Here is a 22,921-nt window from a genome sequence, read left to right on the forward strand (position 1 = left end):
CTGGGCTCAAGGGAGAGTTCGCCATGGCAGACGCGACTGAGGAACCACGCACCGGCTTCGCGGGCTGGCTCGCGAGACAGGGAATCGTCCGCTCGCTGGCGTGGGGCTATCTCGCGCTGCTGCTCTTCATGGTCGGCGACGGGATCGAGCTCGGCTTCCTGGGGCCGTACCTGGAATCCCGCGGGTTCGGCGCCGCGGGCGTGGCCACGCTCATCAGCGTCTACGGCGTTGTCGTGGCCGTCGCGGCCTGGCTGGCCGGCGCGCTAGCGGAGGCGTGGGGCCCCCGGCGCGTGATGCTGATCGGGTTCGTGGTGTGGGCCGTCTTCGAAGTGGTCTTCCTGGCGTTCGGCGTCACGGCGGGCAACTACGAGGTCATGCTGGTGTCCTACGGGATCCGCGGCCTCGGATACCCGTTCTTCGCCTACGGGTTCCTCGTCTGGGTCACCATGGACACGCCCAAGGCCGTGATCGGCAGGGCGGTCGGGTGGTACTGGTTCGCCTCCACCGCCGGCCTCGGCGTGCTCAGCTCCTACTTCGCCGGCGCGGTCATTCCGGTCATCGGCGAACTGGCGACCATGTGGGTGTCGCTCGCCTTCGTCGTCGCGGGCGGGGTCATCGTGCTCTTCCTCGTGCGTGCGCGCCGCCACGAGGCCAAGGCCGGTGCGTGGACGAACCTGCGTCAGGTCGTACGCGGCCTGACGGTCGTGCGGGAACACCCCAAGGTCGGCATCGGCGGTGTCGTGCGCATCATCAATACCTTGTGCTTCTACGCGTTCCCGGTGTTCCTCGCCTCGCACATGGTCAACAACGTGGGGTTCTCGTTGCCGCAGTGGCAGACGATCTGGGGCACGATGCTCTTCGCCAACATCATCGGCAACGTCCTCGCGGGCTACCTCGGCGACAAGATCGGGCGGATCAACGTCGTCGCGTGGTTCGGCGGTCTCGGCTGCGTGATCACCGTGCTCGGGATGTACTACGTGCCCGAGTGGTTCGGCCCGAACTTCCCCGCGACCATCGCCGTGGCGATCCTGCTCGGCCTGGCCATGGCGGCCTACGTGCCGCTGAGCGCCATCGTGCCGCTGCTGGCGCCGCGGCAGAAGGCCGCGGCGGTGGCGATCCTGAACCTCGGCGCCGGGCTGAGCAACGCGACCGGCCCGCTGCTGGCCCGCGCCTTCCTCGGCCCGTTCGGCGTCGGCGGGATGATGTGGCTGCTCGCCGCGCTCTACGCCGTCGGCATCGTGCTCACCTTCCGGCTGCGGGAGCCCGGCGACCACGATGGCACCACCGAGGGGAAGGCAGGGCGCAGCGAGGTGGCCGCGCCGTGAGCGCCAACGACGTCGTCAGCATCGGCCTGCACATCGTCGACGTGCTCGGCAGGCCGGTCACCGAGATCCCACCCGGACAGGGCATGCGCCGGATCGACGAGATCGCGATCACCGTCGCCGGGACCGCCGCCGCGACATCCGTCGGCCTCGCCCGGCTCGGGGTGCGCGTGGAGAGCGTGGGCGCGCTCGGAGAGGACTCGCTCGGCAGGTTCCTGCGGCAGAAGATGCTGGACGAGGGTGTCGGGTGCGCGTGGCTCACCGAACATTCCGGCGTTCCGACCTCGGCGACGATGCTGCCGATCCGGCCGGACGGCAGCCGTCCCGCACTGCACGTGGTGGGTGCGAACGCGGTTCTCGAGGCGGACCACGTGCCGTGGTCCGACATGGCGGAGACCAAGGTGCTCCACCTCGGCGGCACGTGCCTGCTGCCCGGGCTGGACGGTGAGCCGGCCGCACGCGTGCTGGAGCGGGCCAGGAACAACGGCCTGATCACCACCCTGGATCTGATCCCCACCGGCGACGCCACCGACCTCGATGCCCTGCTGCCCGCACTGCCCCATGTGGACTACGTGTTCCCCAGCTACGAGGACGCGCTCTCGCTGGCGGGCACCGATGACGGCGCCGAGGCGGCGAGGTTCTTCCTCGACGCTGGAGCTGGCTGCGTCGTCATCACCATGGGCGGCGACGGCGCCTGCCTGGCCGCGCGCGGCCGCGGCGAGCTGCGCAGGCCCGCCTATGACGTCGACGTCGTCGACACGACGGGCTGTGGTGACGCGTTCGCGGCCGGGTTCATCACCGGGCTCGTCGAGGGCGCCTCGGAGGAGAGCGCGCTGGAACTCGGACTCGCGTGCGGCAGCCTCGTCGCGACCGGGCTCGGCTCCGACGCGGGCCTCACCGACCGCGCCGCGCTCACCCGGTTCATGGAGGCCACCCCACGGCGAGACAAGGAAAGGAGCGGCTGAGAATGCCCGACTTCGCACTGACCGGCAGGAAGGCGCTCGTCACCGGCGCGGGCCAGGGGATCGGCGAGGCGATCGCCCTTGCCTTCGCCGAGGCGGGAGCCGACGTCGCCTGCGTCGACAAGGACGGGACACTCGCCGAACGCACCGCCGATGCGGTGGCCCGGCACGGCCGCCGGGCGATCGCGATCGCCGCCGACGTCACCGATTCCGATGCCGTTGAGGACGCCGTCCAGCGGACGGTCGCCGAGCTCGGTGGGCTGTCCGTCGCGTGCAACAACGCCGGGATCGCGATCGGCGACGTGCCCTCCGAGCGGCTCGATCCGGAGCACTGGCGCCGGGTCGTGGACGTCAACCTGACCGGCGTGTTCCTGTGCGCACAGGCCGAGGCCAGGGTCATGCTGCCGCGGGGCGGCGGCGCCATCCTCAACACGGCGTCGATGTCGGCGACCATCGCCAACCGGGGTCTGCTCCAGCCCAACTACAACGCCTCGAAGGCCGGCGTCGCCCACCTGACGAAGTCGCTGGCCGTCGAGTGGGCGGACAGGGGAGTCCGGGTCAACGCGATCTCGCCGGGATACACGCTCACGCCACTGACCGCGCGACCCGAGGTGGCGGAGCTGCGCGAGGCGTGGACGCGCGACATCCCACTTGGCCGCATGGCCACGGTGGACGACCTCACGGGCCCGGCGGTGTTCCTGTGCTCGGACGCCGCGCGCTACTGCACCGGGGTCGACCTGCTCGTGGACGGGGGTTTCACATGCTGGTGAAGGACGTCCGCGCCGGGCCGGTCGACGGGTCCCCCGGGGACGAGGCAAGATGAGTGTGAACCTACGCTCGGTTACCAGAACGGATGTTCAACTCATGGAGTCGCGAGAGCTGCACGGCCGCGTCGCGCGCCTGCACTACCAGCACGGCATGACCCACCAGGAGATCGGCGAGCTGCTCGGGCTCTCCCGGGTGAAGGTGACCCGGTTGCTCGCCGACGCGCGCCGCTCCGGCATCGTCGAGATCAGGATCCACAGCTCGGCCAGTCCGTTCGACGAGCTGGAGGCCGCGCTGGTCGGCAGGTTCGGGCTCCAGCAGGTCTGGATCGCGCCGAGTTTCGCCGACGAGCGGCGCACGGCCGACTCGGTGGGCATGACCGGAGCGCAGTGCCTGCGTGCGCTCGTGCCCACGTCCGGCACCGTCGCGGTGGGGCTGTCGTCCAGCGTCGCCGCGATCGTGCCGCACGTACACGCCGAGCCGGCGCCCGACCTCGGTTTCGTGCCGTTGGCCGGCAGCTGGGGCGGCATTTCCAGGGGCATGAACCCGCATGAGCTGGCGCTCAGGCTGGGCACGGCGTTCGGGGCGCGGACCTACCACCTGCCCGCGCCGATCCTGGCCTCGACGCCCGAGGCCGCCGCGGCGTTCCGCGCCGACCCCGGTGTGCGGGAGACCATGCAGCTGGCGGCGGGCGCCGACCTGCTGATCGCCGGGGTCGGCGGCATGGACCCGAGATCCGGCATCCTCATCGACGTGCTCGGCAGGTCCGAGCAGCGGCAGCTGGTCGCGAACGGCGCGGTCGGCGACATCTCCGCTCGCTTCTTCGACGCCGCCGGACACAGCGTCGGCGGGGAAGTGGACGAGCGCGTGGTCGGGCTCTCGCTGGATGAACTCACCGCGATCCCGCATCGCGTCGCGGTGTCGTTCGGCCCGCACAAGGTGCACGCGCTGGAGACCGCGCTGCGGACCGGGCTGATGAACATGGTGGTCACGGACGTCGACACCGCGAAGGCGCTCACCAAGGCGGCGTCCGACAACAGAAAGAGTGGGTAATGAAGAAGGCAACCACCGTCGGCGAGCTCGTCGAGCAGCTGATCGAGGTCGGCCGCATGGCCGTCGAGCGTGGTCTCGTGCTCGCCAGTGGAGGCAACCTGTCGGCCCGGCTGCCCGGTGCGGCCGAGTTCGTGGTGACCGCGTCGGGCACCTGGCTCGACCGGCTCGAGCCGGCGGACTTCAGCACGATGAACCTCGACGGTGAGGTGGTCGGCGGCAACCCCGCTCCGTCGAGCGAGTGGAAACTGCACCAGCGCACCTACCGGGTTCGCGACGACGTGAACTCCGTGATCCACATCCATCCGCAGCACGCGGTGCTGGTCGACGCACTGGGCCACCCGGTTCGGCTGTTCACTTTGGACCATGCCGTGTACGTGAAGTCGGTGGGGCGCACCGATTACTACCCCAACGGCTCGGACGAGCTGGCCGACACGGCGGCCGAGGAGGCCAAGGTCCACAACTGTGTGATCATGGGCAACCACGGCTGCTCGGCGCTGGGGGAGGACGTCGGCATGGCGTTCCGGCGGGCCATGAACCTCGAGGAGGCGGCGATCGCGACCTACCGGGCGCTCTGTCTCGGCGACACGGCGACCGCGTTCCCCGAGGAGGCCTACCGGTCGCTGCACCACGCCTGAGCGGCGCCCGTCCGCTGTCGGGTGCTCGCGCAACCGGGACGCCGTTGGCAGGTCAGGGCGTCCGCGACCCTCAGAACAGTTCTCCGGTGGATGTCGAAATCGCGTGGCCCCGTTCGACGAACGGGTGAGACGTGAAGACCGAGACCACGGAGCCGGGTGATGAGGGTGGAGACGAATGCGCTGGCGGGGCGCCGCGAGTGGACGGGGCTGGCCGTGCTGGCCCTGCCGACCCTGCTGTTGTCGCTGGACATGAGCGTGCTGCACCTAGCGGTGCCGCATCTCGCCGCTGACCTGCGGCCCAGCAGCAGCGAGCTGCTCTGGATCATCGACATCTACGGGTTCCTGATCGCCGGGTTCCTGGTCACCATGGGCACGCTGGGCGACCGGATCGGGCGGCGGAAGCTGCTCATGATCGGGGGCGCCGCGTTCGGGATGGCTTCGGTGGCGGCGGCGTTCGCGACCAGCCCGGCGATGCTCATCGGGGCGAGGGCCCTGCTGGGGATTGCCGGAGCGACCCTGATGCCTTCCACGTTGGCGCTGATCAGCAACATGTTCCCGGACCCGAAGCAGCGCGGCACCGCGATCGCCGTGTGGATGAGCTGCTTCATGGGTGGCATGGTGGCCGGGCCGCTCGTCGGCGGTCTGCTGCTGGAGGTGGCGTGGTGGGGCGCGGTCTTCCTCCTTGCCGTGCCGGTCATGGTGTTGCTGCTGGTCACCGCGCCCAAGTTGTTGCCGGAGTACCGCGACGAGCACGCCGGCAGGCTGGACCTGGTGAGCGTGGCGCTCTCGCTCGGCGCGATCCTGCCCGTCGTGTTCGCGCTGAAGGAGATCGCGAAGAGCGGGCCGGACGCGCGGAACCTGCTCGTGCTCGGGGCCGGTCTCGGTATCGGCACCGTGTTCGCCCGGCGTCAGTGGCGGTTGGCCGACCCGATGCTGGACCTGGGTCTCTTCCGCAACCGGACCTTCGCGGCGGCGCTGTGCATCATGCTCGTCGGCGCGGTCACGATGGGTGGCGTCTTCCTGCTGGTCAGCCAGTATCTTCAGCTGGTCGAAGGCTTGTCGGCGGCGCAGGCCGGTGTCGCGCTGGTGCCGCAGGCGATCGCCGTGGTGATCGGCTCGCTCGTCGCGCCGCGGCTGGCCAGGCGGTTTCGTCCGGAGTTCGTGCTCGGCTTCGGCATGCTCGTGGCGGCTGTGGGGATCCTGCTGTTCACGCAGGCGAGCGCGGGCAACGGCGTCGTGCTGGTGGTGCTGGGCCTGTCGGTGGCCGGCTTCGGGATGGGCCCGCAGGGGGTGCTGTGCACCGAGATGGTGGTCGGCTCGGTGCCGCCGCGCAAGGCCGGGGCCGCCTCGGCGATGTCGGAGACCAGCGCCGAGTTCGGCATCGCCATGGGGATCGCGGTGTTCGGGAGCGTGGGCACGGCCGTCTACCGGCACGACGTGACCGTTCCCGACCAGCTCCCGGCCGGTGCGGCCACCGACGCCGCCGAAAGCCTGGCCGGCGCGGTCAACACGGCCGCCGGGCTCGACCACCAGGTCGCCGGGACGTTGCTGGCCTCGGCGCGGGAAGCCTTCACCAGCGGTTTGCACACCGTAGCGGTCATCGGCGCGGCCGTCGTCGTGGTCTTCGCGGTGGTCGGCATGTCCGCGTTGCGCAAGTCCGGCACCGCCCCGGCCGAGCCCGCTCCGGGCGTCGAGGACGAGGTGCTCGCCGCGCCGTGACGCGGCGAGCGGATCCGGCTCAGGCGTGCGCGGTCGCGCCGTTGTCGAGCACGTAGGCCTGCCCGGTGACGAACGACGCCTCGTCGCTGACGAGGTGCGCGGCGACGGCTGCGACCTCCGCCGGCTCGCCCCACCGGCCCTGACGCTGCTCGATGTAGCCCGCGACGTCGGTGCCGAGTGCCTCGCCGAGAAACGGGGCGCTCGCGTCGGCGGCCCTGGTCCTGATCATCGCGGGCACGATCGCGTTGACGCGGATGCCGTCGGACCGCAGCTCCAGCGCCGCGGACCTGGTCACGGCCTCGACGGCGGCCTTCGACGCTGCGTAGGCGGCGATCCCCGGGCCCCCTCGCCGGCCCACGAGCGACGAGGTGTTGAGGATCGCGCCGCCTCCGCACTCACGCATCGCGGGCACCGCGGCACGGATGCCGTGCAGCACGCCGCCGACGTTGACCGCGAACACGCGGTCCCAGTCGGACAGTTCGAGGTCGACGATATGCCCGCGCGACCCGATGGCCGCGTTGTTGAACAGGATGTCGAGGCCGCCGAACTCGCCGACGGCGCGAAGGACCGCCGCGGAGACGTCGGCCTCGTCCGCCACGTCGCACCGGACGTCGAGCACGGCGTCGCCGAGCTCGTCGCTGAGTGAGCGAAGCCCCCGCTCCGAGACGTCGGCCAGCACCACCTTCGCTCCCTCGGCGACGAACCGGCGGGCGGCCGCCTGGCCGATGCCGTGGGCGGCACCGGTCACGATCGCGACCTTGTCTCTGAGTCGGGGGAACATCGCTACCCTTCAGTGTTCGTGCCGGTTTCGGATGCGAGCTGCTCGCGCAGCACCCGGCGCAGGATCTTGCCGATCGGCGACCGCGGCAGGGACTGCGCGAAGTGCACCGCCGTCACCTTCTTCACCGAGCCGAGCTTCTCCCGTGTCCACGCGACGAGCTCTTCCTCGGACGCCTGCGCGCCGTCGCGCAGGACGACCACGGCGTGCGGGGTCTCGCCCCACTTGTCGTGCGGGACGCCGACCACGGCCGCCTCGGACACGGCGGGATGCCCGGTGAGCGCGTCCTCCAGCTCAGTGGGCCAGATGTTGAAACCGCCGGAGATGATGGTGTCCTCCTTGCGGTCACTCAGGTACAGGAACCCGTCCTCGGACAGGTAGCCCATGTCCCTGGTGCGCAGGTACCCGTCAGGCGTGATCCGCTCCGCGGTGGCTTCCGGGCTGCCCCACAGCTCGCGCATGCGGCCGGGCGTGAGGCCGGCGATCTCGCCGATCTCGCCCGGCGGCAGCCGGTTGCCGTCGTCGTCAAGGATGACGACGTCGGAGTTCGGTGTCGGCCGTCCGGCCGAGCGCAGCCAGCGGCGCTGCTGCTCGGTGCCGTCCAGGACGTGGTGCTCGGGGGCCAGCACGGTCATCGGTAGCCCTTCGCTCTGCCCGTAGACCTGATACATGATGTTGCCCCACAAGGCGATCGCCTCCGTCAGCGTCGCCGCGGGAGCCGGAGCCGTCCCGTAGAGCACGGCGCGCAGGCTGCGGAGATCGCGCGTCCGTGCGTCGGGGTGGTCGATGACCATCCGCATGATCGTCGGCACGACCAGCGCGAGGGTCGCCTGTTCGGTCTCGATCAGCTCCAGGAAGCGCGCGGTGTCGTAGGCGGGCATCACCACGCACGCCGCGCCCGCGGCGAGCAGCGGCCAGACGAACATGCCCGCGGCGTGGCCGAGGGGAGCCGGGACCAGGTACCGGTCCCGCTCGGTGAACCTCGGGACGACGAGCGCGATCTCGTTGCCCATGTCCATCCAGCCGCCCACCGTGTGCAGGATGCCCTTCGGCTTACCCGTGGTGCCGGCCGAGAACCGGATGATGTGCGGGTCGTCCTCGGCCAGCGGTACCTCGGGGTCGTCCGGGGACGCGGCCGCCAGCGCGTCGGCGTAGGAGCGCACTCCCGCCGGGCTCTTCCCGAGCACCAGGACCGTGTCCAACCCGGGGAGTTCGGCCAGTAGCGGCGCCACCGCGTCGTAGTACCTGTCCTGCACGATCAGCGCCCGCGCGCCGACGAGGTCGAGCAGGTAGTGGTGCCGCTCCGGTGAGTCGTGCGCGTACAGCGCGCATCGGACGTAGCCGCCCACGGCCAGTCCCGCGATCTGCTCGAGGCTTTCGAACGCGTTGTCGCCCAGCATCGCGACGCGGTCGCCCGGCCGGACACCCGCGTCCCGCAGCGCGTTCGCGAGACGCTTCGCACTGTCGAACAGCTCACCATAGGTCTGCCGCCGTCCCTCGCAGACGACGGCGAGGTTCCCGCCGAAGAGACGGGCGCTCTTGCGCAGAAGGCTCGCTGGATCCATTGTGGACATATCTGCTACGGCCTGCCGCCGTGCGGAACGTCGACCGTCGTGGTCTTGAGCACGGCCTTGTCGGTGTCGACGCCCGTCGCCGCGGCGAAGAAGTCGGGCACGGAACACAGGAGCAGCGTGCGCCCGTTCTCGCCGCCGAGGGCGCAGGCGTAGATGCCCAGCTCGTCGCCGTCGCGGATCTCGTCGACGATGGCGCCGGCAGGGTCGATGCGCACGATGCGCTTGTGTCCCGCGTCCGCCACCCACACATGGTCTTCCGCGTCGATGGCACACCCGTCCGGCCACAGCTCGGCCTTGGCCATCGCCTCCGGCAACGGGACAAGGCCGGGGTCCTCGCCGATCTGCGCCCAGACCCGCTGGCCGGAGAGAGTGCCGTCGTCGCCGATCGTGAAGGCGGTTAGCCGGGAGGAGAACGACTCCGCGACGATCAGCGTACGCCCGTCGTTGGTGATCACCATCCCGTTCGGACAGATCAGGTCGTCCGCGGCCACGCTCGGTGTCCCGTCGGGGTCCACCCGGTAGACCGCGCCGGGACGCAGCTCGTCGCCCTCGGCGATGGCGAAGCCGATGGTGCCGACGTAGGCGTGCCCGCTCGCGGTCACGACCATGTCGTTGAGGTCGTGGGCGCACAGCTGGGAGAGGTCGGAGTGCACGCTCACCTCACCGTCGGCGGAGCGGCGCAGGATCTTGCGGTCGTGCATCGACACCACCAGCAGTGAACCGTCGGGTAGCCAGCCGAGCCCGGACGGGTTGTTCGGGACGTGCATCACCTCGGTGCGGTTCCCGGCGGTGTCGTAGGTGCAGACCTTCTGGGCGTAGATGTCCGACACCCACCACCGGCCGTCGTGCCAGCGGGCACCCTCGAAGTAGTGACCACCGCTCGCGAGCAGCTGGACCGGCCTCGTTGTCGTCATGGCGACCGCCTCGCTTCCTGTACGTCGTTGTGCAGTGAATGGAAACCCGGTCCGGCAACGGCCGGGTTCCGGTGACGAGGGCCGTCCGCCGACATCCATCACCTTGCCCGCCAGCGGTCGCCGTCGACCGATGCGGGCAAACATACAAACATCCCAGGCTGGATGTCAATTGAGCGGGCGGTGCCCGAGTGGGTGACGAGCGAGGCTCAGTCGGAGCCGGCGCGCAGCAGGTCCCGCACCGACTCCTCGAGCACCGCGAGCTGGCGGCGTTCCCGTTCGGGGCTGGGCAACAGGGCGGACTGGAAGGCCATGCCGCGCATGACGTTGATGGCGTGGGCCCCGATGTCGGCGAGCCGCTGCCGCGACTGCCGTCCGTCGTCGAGCATGGACATCGTGATGTCGCGGATCCGGCGGCCGATCTCCCGCTCGACGTCGATCAGCAGCGTGCGCAGCTCCTCGTCGCTGCGTGCCGCGATGTGCAGTTCGTCGGCGGCCGTGAACAGGTCGGACTTGAAGGACCGCCAGAGCGCCTCGAGCGCGGGGCCAACGCCTTGGTCCGCCGCCTGCTCGAGTTCGGAGATGGTCACGGCCATCAACTTGTCGTGCAGGTGGAGCAGGGCCTCGGCGACCATCTCGGCCTTGTTGGACCAGTGATGCTTCTGCGCTCCCCTGGTCAGTCCCGACAGCTCCGCGATCCGCTCGGACGTGGCTCCGCGGTAGCCGTACCGGACGATCGCCGTGATCGTCGCGTCCAGCACGGCCGACCGCGTGGTCGCGCTCCGCTCGGCGTTGGACCGCCGCTTCCTCGTCTCCCCGGTCCGCCCGTTCGCCGGCGCGGTCAGCCCCTCAGTCGTGTCCACGCCCGCGATTATCGCTGCCTGACTCCGCAGGTGTCGGCCGCGGGCGGCCGAGCCGAGACGCGGCAGGCGCCTCCTCTTGACGTGCGCCGGGCCTTGGGGAGCGTCGTTTGAAGGCATGCGGGCAGAATGTACGCAGATCGCACAGGTGGCAATTCTCGATCAGTCCACGGGCGACGAGGTGAGCGCCGGGGCCATCGCAGACCGCGCACCAGCCGTCCGCACGGCGTGGAGCAAGTGCCCGCCGGGGCGGGCGTTGCGCGCTCACCACGGGCGTGTCCGAGGCTGTGCATGCCAGGCTCATCGGGGAAGCCGTGTGGGCCGGGAGAGGTTCCCGGCCAAGAGAGGACGACACCCCGCTGCTGGCGGGTACCACGCCGGTGCCGGTGGTGGGTGCGGTTCACGGGCGCGCCGTGCCGATGGACCTGCCGAGTGGCGCCGGCCCGCGGTGGGGGACAGGCCGAGTAGCCGCGCTCGGCTGAGGTCAGAGGGGGTGTGGCGCGAACCCGGCTTTGATCGCCATCGCTGCCGCCTCGCCGCGCGAGGAGACCTCCAGCTTCTTCAGGACCCCGGCGACGTGGAACTTGACCGTGCTCTCGGTGACACCGAGTTCGGCCGCGATGGCCTTGTTGCGTTTGCCCTGGGTGAGGGAGCGCAGCACCTCCAGTTCCCGCCGGTTGAGGCTCTCCAGCCGGGTTTCGCCCGCGTGGTCGTGGGCCGGTTCGAACGGCAGGTGGATGGTCATCCGGCTGCCCCAGCCGGGCACCGCTTCCAGCTCGACCGTGGCGCCGAGCGTCCTGGCCCGGCCGTCGAGCTGGTGGCGCAGGTCGTTCACGTCGAGGCTTCCGGACTCGTGGTCGCGCACGTCGATCCGGAGCGAGGTGTCGTCGGACTGCCAGGCGACCCGCAGGCGCTGCAGTCCTTTTTGGGCGGTGAAGGCCAGCACGGCCGTCAGCGTCATGACCCTGGCGGCGTGGGCGATGTCGCCCGGCAGCGGTCGCGCGGCCGTGGCAGGGGGCACGAAGTCGAGCCGCGCGTCGTGGTGTCGCAGCGTCTGCCGGATCTTCTTGCGTAGCTTGGTGAACGCCGCCGAGGCGGATTCTTCGGACAGGGCCAGATCGGTCTTCTGCGCCGAGCGCAGTGCCACGAGTGCCGAGGAGGCCGACTCGGTCGCGGCGACCCGGGCGCGGTGGTCGTCCAGCCGGGTGGAGCGCAGGGTCGTGAGGATGGTGACGAGCGCGGTTTCCTGTGCCGCGGCCATTTCCGCGATGGTGCGGGCGCGCTCGCTGGAGGCGGCCCGTGACTCGGCGAGGTAGTCGGGGCTGGCCTGGGCGACCTGCTGCCGGATCGAGGTGGCGACGATACCGAAGAGGTCGGCGAGGACCGTGTGCTCGGGGAGGTGCTTCCTGGCGGAGCGGGGGATGAGGACGAGCAGGGTGCCGATCGGGTCCTGGACGGCCCACACGGTCCGGGTCGCGCCGGCGATGGTTGCCGTCGTGCCGAGTGCGTGCCCGGGCTCGACGCTGGCCTTGAGCCGTTCGAGCTCGCCGATCGTCACCTTGTTGATCGTCTCGGTGTCCCCGGCGACCTTGCGTGGGCGGCCGGTGCATTCCCTGGTGAAGATGACCAGCGCGGTGTGCGGCCACCGGTCGGAAAGGAACCGGGAGAACCGGCCCGCGATCTCGTGCAGCGGGCCGTCGATCACGTCCCGCAACGCGGGGAGGCAGTTCTGCGCGGGCGGTGTCGGCTTCTCGGGCATCCCGGTCAGCGTAGCTGTAGGGCCACCTGTCCGGAAGTCCAGGTTTTCCTGGCCTGACGATCAGGTTGTGGGCGCAGGCTGCCGGACTAGTGTCGCGCTGGATATGCGCTGATGCGCATGCCTTTCGTCGAGTGGTGAAGGAAGCAGTCGAGATGCCACAACAGGTGCGCGGTGTGATCGCCCGGTCGAAGCAGGCTCCGGTGGAGTTGACGGACATCGTGGTGCCCGATCCCGGTCCCGGCGAGGTCGTGGTCGCGATCGCCGCGTGCGGCGTTTGCCACACCGACCTGACCTACCGGGAGGGCGGGATCAACGACGAGTTCCCCTTCCTGCTCGGGCACGAGGCCGCGGGCACCGTCGAGAGCGTCGGCGAGGGCGTGGACTCGGTTCGGCCCGGAGACTTCGTGGTCCTCAACTGGCGGGCCGTGTGCGGGCAGTGCCGCGCCTGCAAGCGGGGGCGGTCCCAGTACTGCTTCGACACGTTCAACGCGAGCCAGAAGATGACGCTCACGGATGGCACCGAGCTCACCCCCGCACTGGGCATCGGCGCGTTCGCGGACAAGACGCTCGTCCACGCGGGGCAGTGCACCAAGGTCGACCCGGCCGCCGATCCCGCGGTCGCCGGGCTGCTCGGCTGTGGCGTCATGGCCGGGCTGGGCGCGGCGGTCAACACCGGCGCGGTGGGCCGGGGCGACTCCGTCGCGGTGATCGGCTGCGGTGGCGTGGGGGACGCGGCGATCGTCGGCGCCCGGCTGGCGGGCGCGTCCACGATCATCGCCGTCGATCGCGACGCGAGGAAGCTCGACTGGGCGGTCGAGTTGGGCGCCACGCACACCGTCGACGCCACCGAGACCGACGCGGTCGAGGCGATCCAGGGCCTGACCGGCGGGTTCGGCGCCGACGTCGTGATCGACGCGGTCGGCCGCCCGGAGACGTGGAAGCAGGCGTTCTACGCCCGCGATCTCGCGGGCACGGTCGTGCTCGTCGGCGTGCCAACGCCGGACATGCGCCTGGAGATGCCGCTGCTCGACTTCTTCTCCCGCGGCGGCTCGCTGAAGTCCTCCTGGTACGGCGACTGCCTGCCGGAGCGGGACTTCCCGATGCTGGTGGACCTGTATCTGCAGGGCAGGCTGCCGCTGGAGAAGTTCGTGACCGAGCGGATCGCGCTCGACGACGTCGAGAAGGCCTTCCACACGATGCACGCCGGCGAGGTGCTTCGTTCGGTGGTGATCCTGTGAACCTGCGGATCGAACGGGTCGTGACCTCCGGAGTCTTCGAGCTCGACGGCGGGAGCTGGGAGGTGGACAACAACGTCTGGCTCGTCGGCGACGACCACGAGGTCGTGATCGTGGACGCCGCCCACGACGACACGGCGATCACCGAGGCCGTGGCCGGGCGCAACGTGGTGGCCGTGGTCTGCACACACGGGCACAACGACCACGTCACCTTCGCCCCGCAGCTGGGCAAGGAGCTCTACGCGCCGGTGCTGCTGCACCCTGGCGATGCGGAACTGTGGGAGATGACCCACCCCGGCGAGACGTTCTGGCGGACGGGCGACGGCGAGCGGATCGCGGTGGCGGGAACGGAGTTGGAGGTGATCCACACGCCGGGGCATTCGCCCGGGTCGATCTGCCTGCACCTGCCCGAGGCCAAGGCCCTGTTCTCCGGTGACACCCTGTTCTCCGGAGGGCCCGGCGCGACCGGCCGCTCGTTCTCCGACTTCCCGACCATCATCGCCTCGATCCGGGAACGGCTGTTCGCGCTGCCCGAGGACACGCGCGTGCACACCGGCCACGGCGACCACACCACCATCGGCGCAGAGGCGCCGCACCTGGAGGAGTGGATCGCCCGCGGGCACTGAGTCCGCCGTAGGCCACCAGGAACAGCGACCTCGGCGCGAAGAAGACCAGCGCGAAGAACAGGTAGCACCCGTTGCGCAGCTTGCGCCGGTCGCGGACGAAGCTGATCGGCGAACAGCGGGGCGACGGCGAACGGGATCAGCCACGGCCTCACGCGATCTCCAGCCTGCGCCAGGTCGCCAGGAACACCGGTGCCGTCGCGATCGAACCGAACGACGCGAACGAACTGGCGGACGATGACCACCCGAGGGATCCGCCGGGCCCGTCGTGGTGGCGCACCATGCCACGACGCGCGAGCCACCACGACGCGATGCAGGCCACGGCGGACAACACCGTCATCGCGACCGTGGTGTGCCCGCTGGGCAGGCTGCTCTCCACGTCAGGCCCGCCCACCGGAACCAGCGAGGGCTGGGGTAGCACGAACCGCTTGAACGCCTGTGTGATCAGCTGCCCGGCGACGATGACACCGGGCGGCGACCGCCAGGTCGGCCCGGTGGCGCCAGGCCGATCGCCGCGACGACCACGACCGCGACGGCCGGCGAGTGCACGGTGACCTCGCCGAGTGCCTCGCCGGCCGTGCGCTGGTCACCGGCTCAGACCTCGTGGGCGCCGCGCGGAGCCGCGTTCTCCAGCGGCTGGCCGGCCGCGGTCCGCACGGCGAGCACGTACCGGACCACGGCCGCTGGCACGCTCGCGACGGTGACGACCCGCCGTCAGCCGCGCGCCATGGCGATGACGCCGCCGAGCCGGTCGCCTGCCTCGTAGATCATGTACGGGACGCCGCGGTCAGTGCCGAAGCACGGCGCCGCCGCCCGGCCGTTCTCCGGCGCGGCGGAGCCCGAGTCGTAGAAGACGCCGAGGTGCTCGCGGCGCGAGAAGTCGGCGCCGACCTCGGTGATGAGGATGTTGCCGCCGCTGCCCTTGTCGGTGTGGTAGGCGACGTACGTGCTGCCACCGCGTTCGAGCAGGTGCGGGCCGGAGAGGTTGACGGCGCCGACCTCGTCGGGGCCGACGAGCGGCCGCGGGTCGAACTCCCAGTCGCGACCGTCGGCCGACCAGCCCCAGCAGATGTCGCGCCGGTCCGCGGAGGTGTTGCGCATGAACACCATGACGTAGCGGGCGCCGCGGGCGGGGAGGTCGTGCCGGAAAACCCTCGCGTAGGAGGCCTCCCTGGCGTCCGGGAGCATGTCCGTGGTCAGGACGGTCTTGTCGTAGGTGAAGTGGATGCCGTCCTTGGAGCGGGCGAGGCGGGTCGTGGTGTTCTCGCCGTGGAAGTACAGCCACAGCTCCCGCCGCTCGGCGTGCCACAGCACGTGCGGCGACGAGACGTGGCTGACGTCGTAGTGCGGGTTCCAGGTTCTGCCCACGATCGGGTTGTGCGCGTACTCGGTGAACGGTCCTTCCAGCGAGTCGGCGTAGGCCAGGCAGATGCCGCCGGGGGCGTCGTGCGGGGCGTAGTAGAGATAGTAGCGGCCCAGCGGCGCGCTGAGCCTGTCGTACACGCCGCGCACGCACGGGAAGATGATCTCGCCGGTGGGGTTGTACGCGAGCCGGTCAGGGCGCAGCAGGGTGCGGACGTAGCGGTAGTCCGGGAACCCGCCGGGTGCGGCGAGCGCGCTCGTGCCGAGCGCGCCGGAGGCGAGCACCGTGGCGCCCGCGGTGGTGACCTGCAGGAAACGGCGGCGGTTGAACGTCATCGTTCTTCTGCTCCTTTGTGGACGGAGGCTTCTGCTACAGCTGGGTGGCGGCCGTGACGATCAGCCCGCCGAGTGCGACGCACCACACGTACGGCAGCGTCCGCACCATCACCTGCTGCGGGCTGACGCCGGAGTACTGCGCCGCCCAGACGGTCTGGGTGCTGGTCGGATCGGCGACGCCGAAGACCTGGTTGTACGAGGCGGTCAGGCCGAGCACGGCCACGGCCGGGTAGATGCCCGCAGAGATGAGCACCCCCGCGATTCCCGCACCGAGGCCGAAGACGTTCAGCGGGCCGCGGTAGAGGCACAGCGGGGTCAGCAGCGCGAAGACCACCACGAAGACCACCGGATGGCCCGGGCTGACCGCCGTGACGAGCGGGTTGAGCGCCTCGACCGCGCCGGGCAGAGTCACCGCGGCCAGCAGGATGCCGATGGCCACGAACAGCGCGATGGGCGGGGCGGCGATGTCGAAGGCGCGGTAAAGGGTGCGCAGCAGCCGCTTGTTCATCTCCCTCGGCCGGGTGGTGGTCACCAGGGCGTACAGCACACCGGCCAGCATCGACGGGATGATCGCCAGCTCGAACCCGAGCGCGAGCACCAGCGGCACGAGTGGCGCGAGCAGCGCGTACCACGGCGCGTCGCCCAGCTGCCGGGCCCGGTCGCGGCGCCGGTCGTGCGCGGGAGCGGCCAGCGACCAGGCGTGCTCGACGCCCTTGCGCCGCGTTTCGACGAGCACGAACAGCACGGCGAACGCCGCGGCGAAGGGGAACAGCTTCAGCATGAAGCCGCGCACCGTGTCGACCGGCAGGTCCAGAGTGGTCGAGAAGAACTGCCAGATCGGCAGCTCGAACGGCATGCCCGCGGCGATGCCCATGAGGATCGTGCCGGCGGCGGTGGTCTTCGGCACCCCGACGGCGACCATCGCGGGAATGCCGATGATGCCGGCCATCATCGCGGCGGGCGCGGATCCGGTGACGGTGCCGATGAGCGCGGAGACGGCGAGCACGCCGAGCGCCACCACGGTGGGCCGGTCGCCGCCGAACTCCACGATCTTGCGGACGAGTGTGCTCGCGATGCCGGTCTCGGCCATCAGCTTGCCCATCCAGGAACCGATGAGCACGGCGAGCATGGTGGCCGCCTGCGCCACCGCGCCCTCCTGGAGGACCGTGTCGACGATGCTGTTCTCGCCGGTGAGCGGGGCGCCCACGACCGCAGCGATGGCCACGGCCAGCAGCACGAGGGCGAAGGCGGTGGGCAGCTTGCGCGTGAGCATCAGGCCGACGCCCGCGAGCATCAGCAGGATGATGACGATTCCCATGGCGGTACCTCAGTCCTGTGCGAGGGCCCGGACCGCGCTCGCGAGCGCGGCGGTGAGCAGAAGGGGGCTGCGGCCGAGACCGCGGCGGGCGGCCGCGTAGCCGTGCGCGGCGAGCTCGTCGGCACCGGCGACGTGGGCGGCTATCCGGAATCTGCCGAACCGCAGGGCGGTGTGCCCGAGTCGCTCGCGCAGCGCGCGTTTCAGTGCGGCGTCGTCGTGCAGCAGACGGTGCGCGTCCTCGTGCGCCATGGCCGCCGCGCGCAGCGCGCCTGCGGGGTACCACCCGCGCCAGCCGAGCAGGTCGACGAGCTCCTCGCCGAGGGCGAGGGTGTCGGTGAACAGCTCGACGGCGGGGGCGGGCCGCGACACGTACCGGGCGAGCAGGAGCCGCTCGATACCGCCGGTGCGCTCGACGACGCGCGGCTGCGGAAGCCGGGCCCGGCCGGTGAGCCCGGCGCCGAACTCCGTCGCCGCCGTCGCCCAACGGCGCAACAGCGCCGGGTCGCGGCCCTCGTGCGTCGGGGTGCCCGCCAGCAGCCGGACGCCGAACTCCGCGTCGTCCTCGTCCGCCAGCCGGGCGCACTCGGTGCGCAGCGCCTCGCGGACAGCGGGGGAGAGGCGGCCGAGCGTGGCCAGGGTGTCGCCTGTCGTGCCCGTCATGACCGCGCCTCCAGCACCGCGATGACCGGTTCGTCCGCCGCGCGGGAGCGCAGCTCGCTGCGCGCCAGCGCCAGCAGCGGTTCCGCCTCCAGCACCCCGGAGAGATCCGCGATGCGGGAACCGAGCAGCAGGCGCAGCGCGGGGGCGCGGACGCCGCCGTCACCGTACGAAGTGGACTCGTGGATCAGGCGGGACAGCAGCTCCGGCGCCTCGCCGACCGTCGTGGTCGCCACGTGCGCGTCGGCGGCGTGCAGGCGGACCACGCCGTCGGCGTCGAGGACCCGGACCGGGCGGCGGGGCTTGCGGAAGCGGCGACGGTGGGTGGTGCCGTACACGGTGTGGGCGGGCGTGCCGGCGAGCACCTCCACCGCCGACGGGTCGGCCTTGAGGCTGGTCGCCGCCGCCGAGAGGCGCTCTGCGGCGTCGGCCCGGTGGGCCCGGTCCTGAGTGCGCAGCTCGGTGGCGCCGGTGGCGACGGCCCGCACGGTGTTGGTTTGCGGGTCGACCGTGACCTCGACCTCCACCGCCTCCGGTGCGGCGCCCTGCGCCACGACGGCGGCCTCCGCCTCGCCCCGCACGCCGAGGATCTGCTCCTGGGTGGCGCCGGGGATGATCCGCTCGATCTGTTCCCTCACCAGGGCGAGTGCGACGCCGATGGGGCTGATGACCTCGTTGTGCGCGGCGATCCGGCCCTCGAGCCCGGTGTCGGCGGCGAGGTGCGGGGTGACGGCCGCCGCGCCGCCCCCGCCGCCGACGAGGACGGCGGTGTCGCGGTCGAGGCGGTAGTCGCCGATCATCGTGTCCACCACGTCGCGCACCTGCCGCACGCCCGCGTCCAGCACCTGCGCCGCCGCGCCCGCGACGTCCGTGCCGAGTGCCCGCGCGAGCGGGGCCAGCGCCGCCGCGGCAACCTCCGGGTCGCAGGCGGCGAAGTCGCCGTGCGGGACGCGGCCGAGGGCGTTGGCCGCGCAGGTCATGGTGATGGCGAAGCGGCCGCCCGCTGCGTCGAGCACCACGTAGTCGTCCGGGTCGCCCTCCAGCGGGCTCACGGTGGTGAGCCGCGCGTCGCGCAGATCGTCGAGGTCGGCGTAGCAGGCATATGGCAGGCCCGCGATGTGCGCGGAGCGCGGCCCGACAGCGAGCACCCGGCCGCCGCCGAGCCGCACCAGGGAACCGCCGCCGACGCCGACCGTGCGCACGTCCAGAGCCGACAGGTACGAGGACCGGCCGAGGATGGTGGCGTGCTTGACGGCGACCTTGCCGCGGCGGATCACGCTGATGTCGGTGGACGTGCCGCCCGTCTCCAGGAACACGCCCTCGCTGACCCGTTCCTGCATCAGCGCCCCAGCCACGCCGGCCGCGGGTCCGGAAAGGACGGTCAGCAGGGGCCGCCGCCGCATCTCGGCCAGCGACATGACGCCGCCGTCGCAGCGCATCACCATCAGCGGCGCCTGCACCCCGGCCGCCGTGATGCTGGAGTCCACCAGGTCTGCGGTCGCCAGCATCTTCGGCATGATCGCGGCGTTGACCACGGCGGTGCGCGTGCGCTTGCGCAGCCCGTACAGCGAGGTGATCTCGTGTGCCGCGGTCATCGGCAGCCCGTACGGGCGGGCCGTTTCGAGCACCGCCTCCTCGCCGTCCGGCAGGTCGACGCTGAACGGTTCGCTCGCGACGAGTACCTCGGCGCCCGCCGAACGGACCTGCTCCACGGCGGCGCGCACGGCCGCCGTGTCACCGGGATCGGGCACGTGCGCGTAGTGCAGTGGGAGCCGCTTGCCGGGGGTCAGCTCGAGGTTCGCGAGCCCGGCGAGCCGCTTGGTCGGCAGCGAACCGGGCCCGGCGCCGATGCCGATCAGGCCGACGGGCGCCACGTCGCCCTCCAACAGGGCGTTGGTGGCCTGGGTGGTGCCGTGGGCGAGGAACGCGACGTCCTCGGGGGTGCAGCCGACGTCCTTCAGCAGCCGGTTCAGCGCCTCCACGATGCCATGGGCGACACCGTCGGCGTGGTGGTGGCTGGTCGGGACCTTCACCTGCGCGACGAGCTCCAGCGTGGCGGAGTCGATCGCGACGGCGTCGGTGAAGGTCCCGCCCACGTCGATGCCGACGCGGATGCGGTGCGGGGCCAAAGTGGACACCTCCTTGTGTCGTGAAGCGGCCTAGTAGCCGCGGACGTCGGGCCAGTGGCGTTGCACGCCCTCGCGGTCGAGCACGCGGGCGAACTCGCCGAACCGCTTGTCCTCTGCCTGGACTTCGTGTGGTTGCACGTTCTCGGCGAGGCAGTGCGCGGCGAGCGCGCCCGCGACCTCGCCGACGTTCCACTCGACGGGGTGCAAGCGGTAGCAGCCGTTGGTGATGTGCGTGGTGCCGATGTTCTTGCCCGCGGGCAGCAGGTTGCGGACCCGGCGCGGAACCAGCGCGCCGAGCGGGATCTCGAACGGCACCGAGCCGATGTCGATGTAGTTGTCGCCCCCGGTGGAGGGGTGCAGGTCGATGCGGTAGCCGCCGACGCCGACGGAGTCGCGGTGCCGGGTGCCGCCGTACGGCCCGACGAGGTCGATGGCGACGTCGTGCTCGGTGACGGTGGTGACGGCCTTGATGCGGCGGGACTCGCGCACGTACGCGGACTTGGCGAGGCCATCCGCGGTGCCGGTGATGTCGGGACGCAGGCGAAGGCCGGGGAAGCCGGTGCCGCCGTCGGGGCGCGGGGCCTCGGTCTGCAGCCAGTACAGGACGGACAGCGACAGCTCCCTGGCCCCGGCGAGCGCCTGCCGGGAGGTTTCCTCGCCCGCGCCGACGAGCGGTTCGAGCCAGTAGTCGTTGAGCGGCCAGTTGACGAGCGTGATGTCGGAGTCGAAGGCGCCGGGCCGGTGCAGGCCGCGCGCGAGGATGCGGCGGAAGCCCCACAGCTCCTTGTCGCCCGCGTCGGCGCTCTGGTCGGCGTTGACGGCGAGCGGGTCGACGTCCGGGTTGGGCACGAAGGTGCGTTCGACGGCGGCGAGCGTGCGCGGGTCGGGAGCAAGGAAGCCGAGCAGCGGGCCGGGCCAGAAGTCCGGGCGGTACGTGCGCCAGAAGTCGTAGCCGCTCGGCCGGTCGATCGTGTGGTCCTCGCCCTCGTGGTGGGAGACGGCGAAGCAGACGGTGATGCCCTGCTGGTTGAGCGGGTCCGCGGCCTCGGGAGCGTGCGGCTCGTCGTACTCGGCGCGGGACTCGGCGCCGAGCGCGTGTTCGACGCCTGCCAGCTCGAGTAGCTCGCCGGTCTCGGTGGCGTCGATGACGTACGGGGCCGTGACGGTGTGCAGGGCGCCGTCGCGGACGTCGGCGAGCGTTACGGCGCGGACGGTGTCGCCGTCGGACTCGGCGGCGACCGGCCGGTGCTCGGTGAGCACGGTGAGCCTGCCCGCGGCGCGGTGCGGGGCGAGCATCGCCTCCAGCACGGCGAGCGCGACCCTCGGCTCGTGGCAGAGCTTGCTGACCCGGCCGGCTCCCGGGTTCAGCCGAGGCAGGTCCAGTGCCTCGGCGCGCAACGGGTACCAGCGGCGGTAGTGCTCGCGGATCGCCTCGCGCAGCGCCCGGTAGGTGGCGGTGACGCCGAACTGCTCCACCCACGGGTGCTCGTCCGGGGGTACGGCCTGCGCGGTGAGCTGCCCGCCGATCCAGTCGGTCTCCTCGGTCAGGACGGCGCGGCGCCCGGCCCGGCAGACGGCGAGAGCGGCGGCGACGCCACCGAGCCCGCCGCCCACGATGAGGACGTCGGTCTCGGCCGGAGCGGCGGTGGGGGTCGGCATGTGGTGCGGGCTCCTTTGCTGCGGTGGAAGGGGATTCGGGTCAGTGGACGGGCGCGGGGCCCGCGGTGCTCCCCGGCCGGAAGGCGCAGGCCACCAACGGCGACTCGGCCTCGCCGGTGGTGAGCAGGCCGGTGAGCGCGCGCACGGCGGCGGCGCCGAGCTCGGCCCTGGGGATGTCGAAGCCGGTGGGCTGTGGTCGCCCGGCGAGGTCGGCGGGCGGCGAGCCGAGCAGCGCGAGGGAGACGTCCGATGGGGCGTCGAGCCCCGCCCCCTCGACGGCCGCGAGCAGCGCCCGCCAGGCGGCGCCGGTGTCGGTCTCCTCGGCGACGAAGGCGGTGACGCCCTCGGCGTACCGGTCCCGCAGCCAGGCCGGGGTGATCTCCGCGGCCGGGTGCGCGGCGCGCACCACGGGATCCGCGCCGGCGAGCCCGGCGGTGGCCAGCGCCTCGCGGAAGCCGCGCTCGCGGTCGGTGGACGCGGGGGCGTCGTCGTCCTCGCGGACGAGCATCACGCGGCGGTGGCCGAGCTTCGCGAGCTGCCGTACCACCTCGGCCGTGGCCTCGACGTAGTCGGCGCCGACCCAGGCGAGGCCATCGAGCTCGTCGCGGCGTCCGATGTGGACCGCCGGGTAGCCGTGCTCGACCAGCCTGCGCAGTTCGCCGGCGGGGATGTGGCGGCCGAGGAACAGGCATCCGTCGGCGAGCCTCACCCGCTCCAGCGCGCCGGACGTGCCTGACTGGGCGCCGGCGCTGGACCCGGTGAACAGCACCAGGTCGTAGCCGCGGGCCGCGGCCTCCTGCTCGACGCCGACGAGGAACGGGTAGTACGAGTGCTCCACGGCGGTCGGGAACGTCGCGGTGAAGCTGAAGACGCCGAGCAGGTTGTTGCGCGCGGCCGCCAGCCTGCGTGCGGCCGGGTCGGGCACGTAGCCCAGCTCCCTGGCCGCCTCCAGCACCCTCGCGGTGGTGTCGGGGTGCAGCACGATGCCCTGCTTGTTGCCGCCGAGCACCACCGACACCGTCGTCTGCGAGACCCCGGCGAGGCGGGCGACCTCCGCTTGCCGTGGCCGGCCCCGCCGTACCCTCGCGGATCGGTTCTCGGCCATTGCGATTCTCCTTGACTAATACGCATTAGTCCGCGTTTGCGAACCGCCCTGAGCAGTGCTGATGCGGATTAGTCAAGGAGTCTGTCGCCGCTGCGCGGGCGTCGTCAAGACCGGCATCCGCCTAATATCCGGCTAATATCCGGCGGCCCGCGCGGCCGG

At 71.6% G+C, this 22,921-nt stretch carries 20 protein-coding genes; 8 read left to right on the plus strand and 12 right to left on the minus strand.

The window, feature by feature from the left end:
• Positions 1-23 precede the first annotated feature (23 nt).
• The 6 genes from FCN18_RS04645 (at position 24) to FCN18_RS04670 (ending at position 6,456) form a co-directional block, all read left to right on the plus strand.
• On the plus strand, positions 24-1,325 hold the full coding sequence (locus FCN18_RS04645) for an MFS transporter (RefSeq protein ID WP_112273375.1): 1,302 nt from the start codon (positions 24-26) through the stop codon (positions 1,323-1,325).
• The gene (locus tag FCN18_RS04650) at positions 1,322-2,287 is read left to right on the plus strand and encodes a carbohydrate kinase family protein (protein ID WP_112273374.1); all 966 of its coding nucleotides are present in this window, start codon (positions 1,322-1,324) and stop codon (positions 2,285-2,287) included. Before FCN18_RS04645 ends, FCN18_RS04650 begins: the two co-directional genes overlap by 4 nt.
• Positions 2,288-2,289: 2 nt before the next feature.
• Positions 2,290-3,054: a glucose 1-dehydrogenase gene (locus FCN18_RS04655; RefSeq protein ID WP_112273372.1), complete on the plus strand. Its 765-nt coding sequence runs from the start codon at positions 2,290-2,292 to the stop codon at positions 3,052-3,054.
• A gap of 94 nt (positions 3,055-3,148) precedes the next feature.
• The gene (locus tag FCN18_RS04660; RefSeq protein WP_158303047.1) at positions 3,149-4,102 is read left to right on the plus strand and encodes a sugar-binding transcriptional regulator; all 954 of its coding nucleotides are present in this window, start codon (positions 3,149-3,151) and stop codon (positions 4,100-4,102) included.
• Entirely contained in the window at positions 4,102-4,737 is a 636-nt protein-coding gene (locus FCN18_RS04665; RefSeq protein ID WP_112273368.1) for a class II aldolase/adducin family protein, read from the plus strand. Before FCN18_RS04660 ends, FCN18_RS04665 begins: the two co-directional genes overlap by 1 nt.
• A 159-nt stretch (positions 4,738-4,896) precedes the next feature.
• Positions 4,897-6,456 (plus strand): MFS transporter, encoded by a 1,560-nt coding sequence (locus tag FCN18_RS04670; RefSeq protein WP_137093470.1) that lies wholly within the window; start codon positions 4,897-4,899, stop codon positions 6,454-6,456.
• Between the two features lie 19 nt (positions 6,457-6,475).
• Here the strand turns inward: FCN18_RS04670 and FCN18_RS04675 are convergent, their stop codons facing one another.
• The 5 genes from FCN18_RS04675 to FCN18_RS04695 all read right to left on the minus strand — a co-directional run bounded on the left by FCN18_RS04675 (position 6,476) and on the right by FCN18_RS04695 (position 12,338).
• Positions 6,476-7,237, minus strand: coding sequence for an SDR family NAD(P)-dependent oxidoreductase (locus tag FCN18_RS04675; protein WP_137093472.1), 762 nt, complete (start codon positions 7,235-7,237; stop codon positions 6,476-6,478).
• 2 nt (positions 7,238-7,239) lie between these two features.
• Positions 7,240-8,799 carry an AMP-binding protein gene (locus FCN18_RS04680; protein ID WP_158303049.1) on the minus strand — a complete coding sequence of 520 codons (1,560 nt, stop codon included), beginning with the start codon at positions 8,797-8,799 and terminating at the stop codon, positions 7,240-7,242.
• Between the two features lie 14 nt (positions 8,800-8,813).
• A complete protein-coding gene (locus tag FCN18_RS04685; protein ID WP_137093476.1) occupies positions 8,814-9,722 on the minus strand; it encodes an SMP-30/gluconolactonase/LRE family protein in 909 nt (302 codons plus the stop codon).
• A gap of 206 nt (positions 9,723-9,928) precedes the next feature.
• Positions 9,929-10,582, minus strand: a complete 654-nt coding sequence (locus FCN18_RS04690) for a TetR/AcrR family transcriptional regulator (RefSeq protein ID WP_158303050.1) — start codon at positions 10,580-10,582, stop codon at positions 9,929-9,931.
• Positions 10,583-11,063: 481 nt separating this feature from the next.
• On the minus strand, positions 11,064-12,338 hold the full coding sequence (locus FCN18_RS04695; RefSeq protein ID WP_112273357.1) for a helix-turn-helix transcriptional regulator: 1,275 nt from the start codon (positions 12,336-12,338) through the stop codon (positions 11,064-11,066).
• A 152-nt stretch (positions 12,339-12,490) separates the two neighbouring features.
• On the opposite strand from FCN18_RS04695, the gene FCN18_RS04700 reads away from it, so the two are divergent.
• Together FCN18_RS04700 and FCN18_RS04705 are read left to right on the plus strand one after the other, a co-directional pair.
• Entirely contained in the window at positions 12,491-13,576 is a 1,086-nt protein-coding gene (locus FCN18_RS04700; RefSeq protein ID WP_137093481.1) for an S-(hydroxymethyl)mycothiol dehydrogenase, read from the plus strand.
• Complete coding sequence (locus FCN18_RS04705; RefSeq protein WP_112273353.1) at positions 13,573-14,199, plus strand: MBL fold metallo-hydrolase; 627 nt, start codon at positions 13,573-13,575, stop codon at positions 14,197-14,199. The genes FCN18_RS04700 and FCN18_RS04705 overlap by 4 nt, the downstream gene beginning before the upstream one ends.
• 148 nt (positions 14,200-14,347) lie before the next feature.
• Here the strand turns inward: FCN18_RS04705 and FCN18_RS39680 are convergent, their stop codons facing one another.
• The 7 genes from FCN18_RS39680 to FCN18_RS04745 all read right to left on the minus strand — a co-directional run bounded on the left by FCN18_RS39680 (position 14,348) and on the right by FCN18_RS04745 (position 22,762).
• On the minus strand, positions 14,348-14,590 hold the full coding sequence (locus FCN18_RS39680) for a hypothetical protein (RefSeq protein ID WP_206077809.1): 243 nt from the start codon (positions 14,588-14,590) through the stop codon (positions 14,348-14,350).
• A 320-nt stretch (positions 14,591-14,910) separates the two neighbouring features.
• Positions 14,911-15,894 (minus strand): glycoside hydrolase family protein, encoded by a 984-nt coding sequence (locus FCN18_RS40025; RefSeq protein ID WP_112273351.1) that lies wholly within the window; start codon positions 15,892-15,894, stop codon positions 14,911-14,913.
• Positions 15,895-15,928: 34 nt separating this feature from the next.
• Positions 15,929-17,212 (minus strand): TRAP transporter large permease subunit, encoded by a 1,284-nt coding sequence (locus FCN18_RS04725; protein ID WP_137093483.1) that lies wholly within the window; start codon positions 17,210-17,212, stop codon positions 15,929-15,931.
• Positions 17,213-17,221: 9 nt separating this feature from the next.
• The gene (locus tag FCN18_RS04730; protein ID WP_228713646.1) at positions 17,222-17,872 is read right to left on the minus strand and encodes a hypothetical protein; all 651 of its coding nucleotides are present in this window, start codon (positions 17,870-17,872) and stop codon (positions 17,222-17,224) included.
• Positions 17,869-20,007, minus strand: coding sequence for a hydantoinase/oxoprolinase family protein (locus FCN18_RS04735; RefSeq protein ID WP_228713648.1), 2,139 nt, complete (start codon positions 20,005-20,007; stop codon positions 17,869-17,871). The genes FCN18_RS04730 and FCN18_RS04735 overlap by 4 nt, the downstream gene beginning before the upstream one ends.
• A gap of 21 nt (positions 20,008-20,028) precedes the next feature.
• Positions 20,029-21,657: an FAD-dependent oxidoreductase gene (locus tag FCN18_RS04740; protein ID WP_137093485.1), complete on the minus strand. Its 1,629-nt coding sequence runs from the start codon at positions 21,655-21,657 to the stop codon at positions 20,029-20,031.
• Between the two features lie 40 nt (positions 21,658-21,697).
• Positions 21,698-22,762, minus strand: a complete 1,065-nt coding sequence (locus FCN18_RS04745; protein WP_137093488.1) for a LacI family DNA-binding transcriptional regulator — start codon at positions 22,760-22,762, stop codon at positions 21,698-21,700.
• Positions 22,763-22,921: the final 159 nt, after the last annotated feature.

The sequence above is a fragment of the Prauserella endophytica genome (genome assembly GCF_005146945.1).
GTDB classification, from domain to species: Bacteria; Actinomycetota; Actinomycetes; order Mycobacteriales; family Pseudonocardiaceae; genus Prauserella_A; species Prauserella_A endophytica.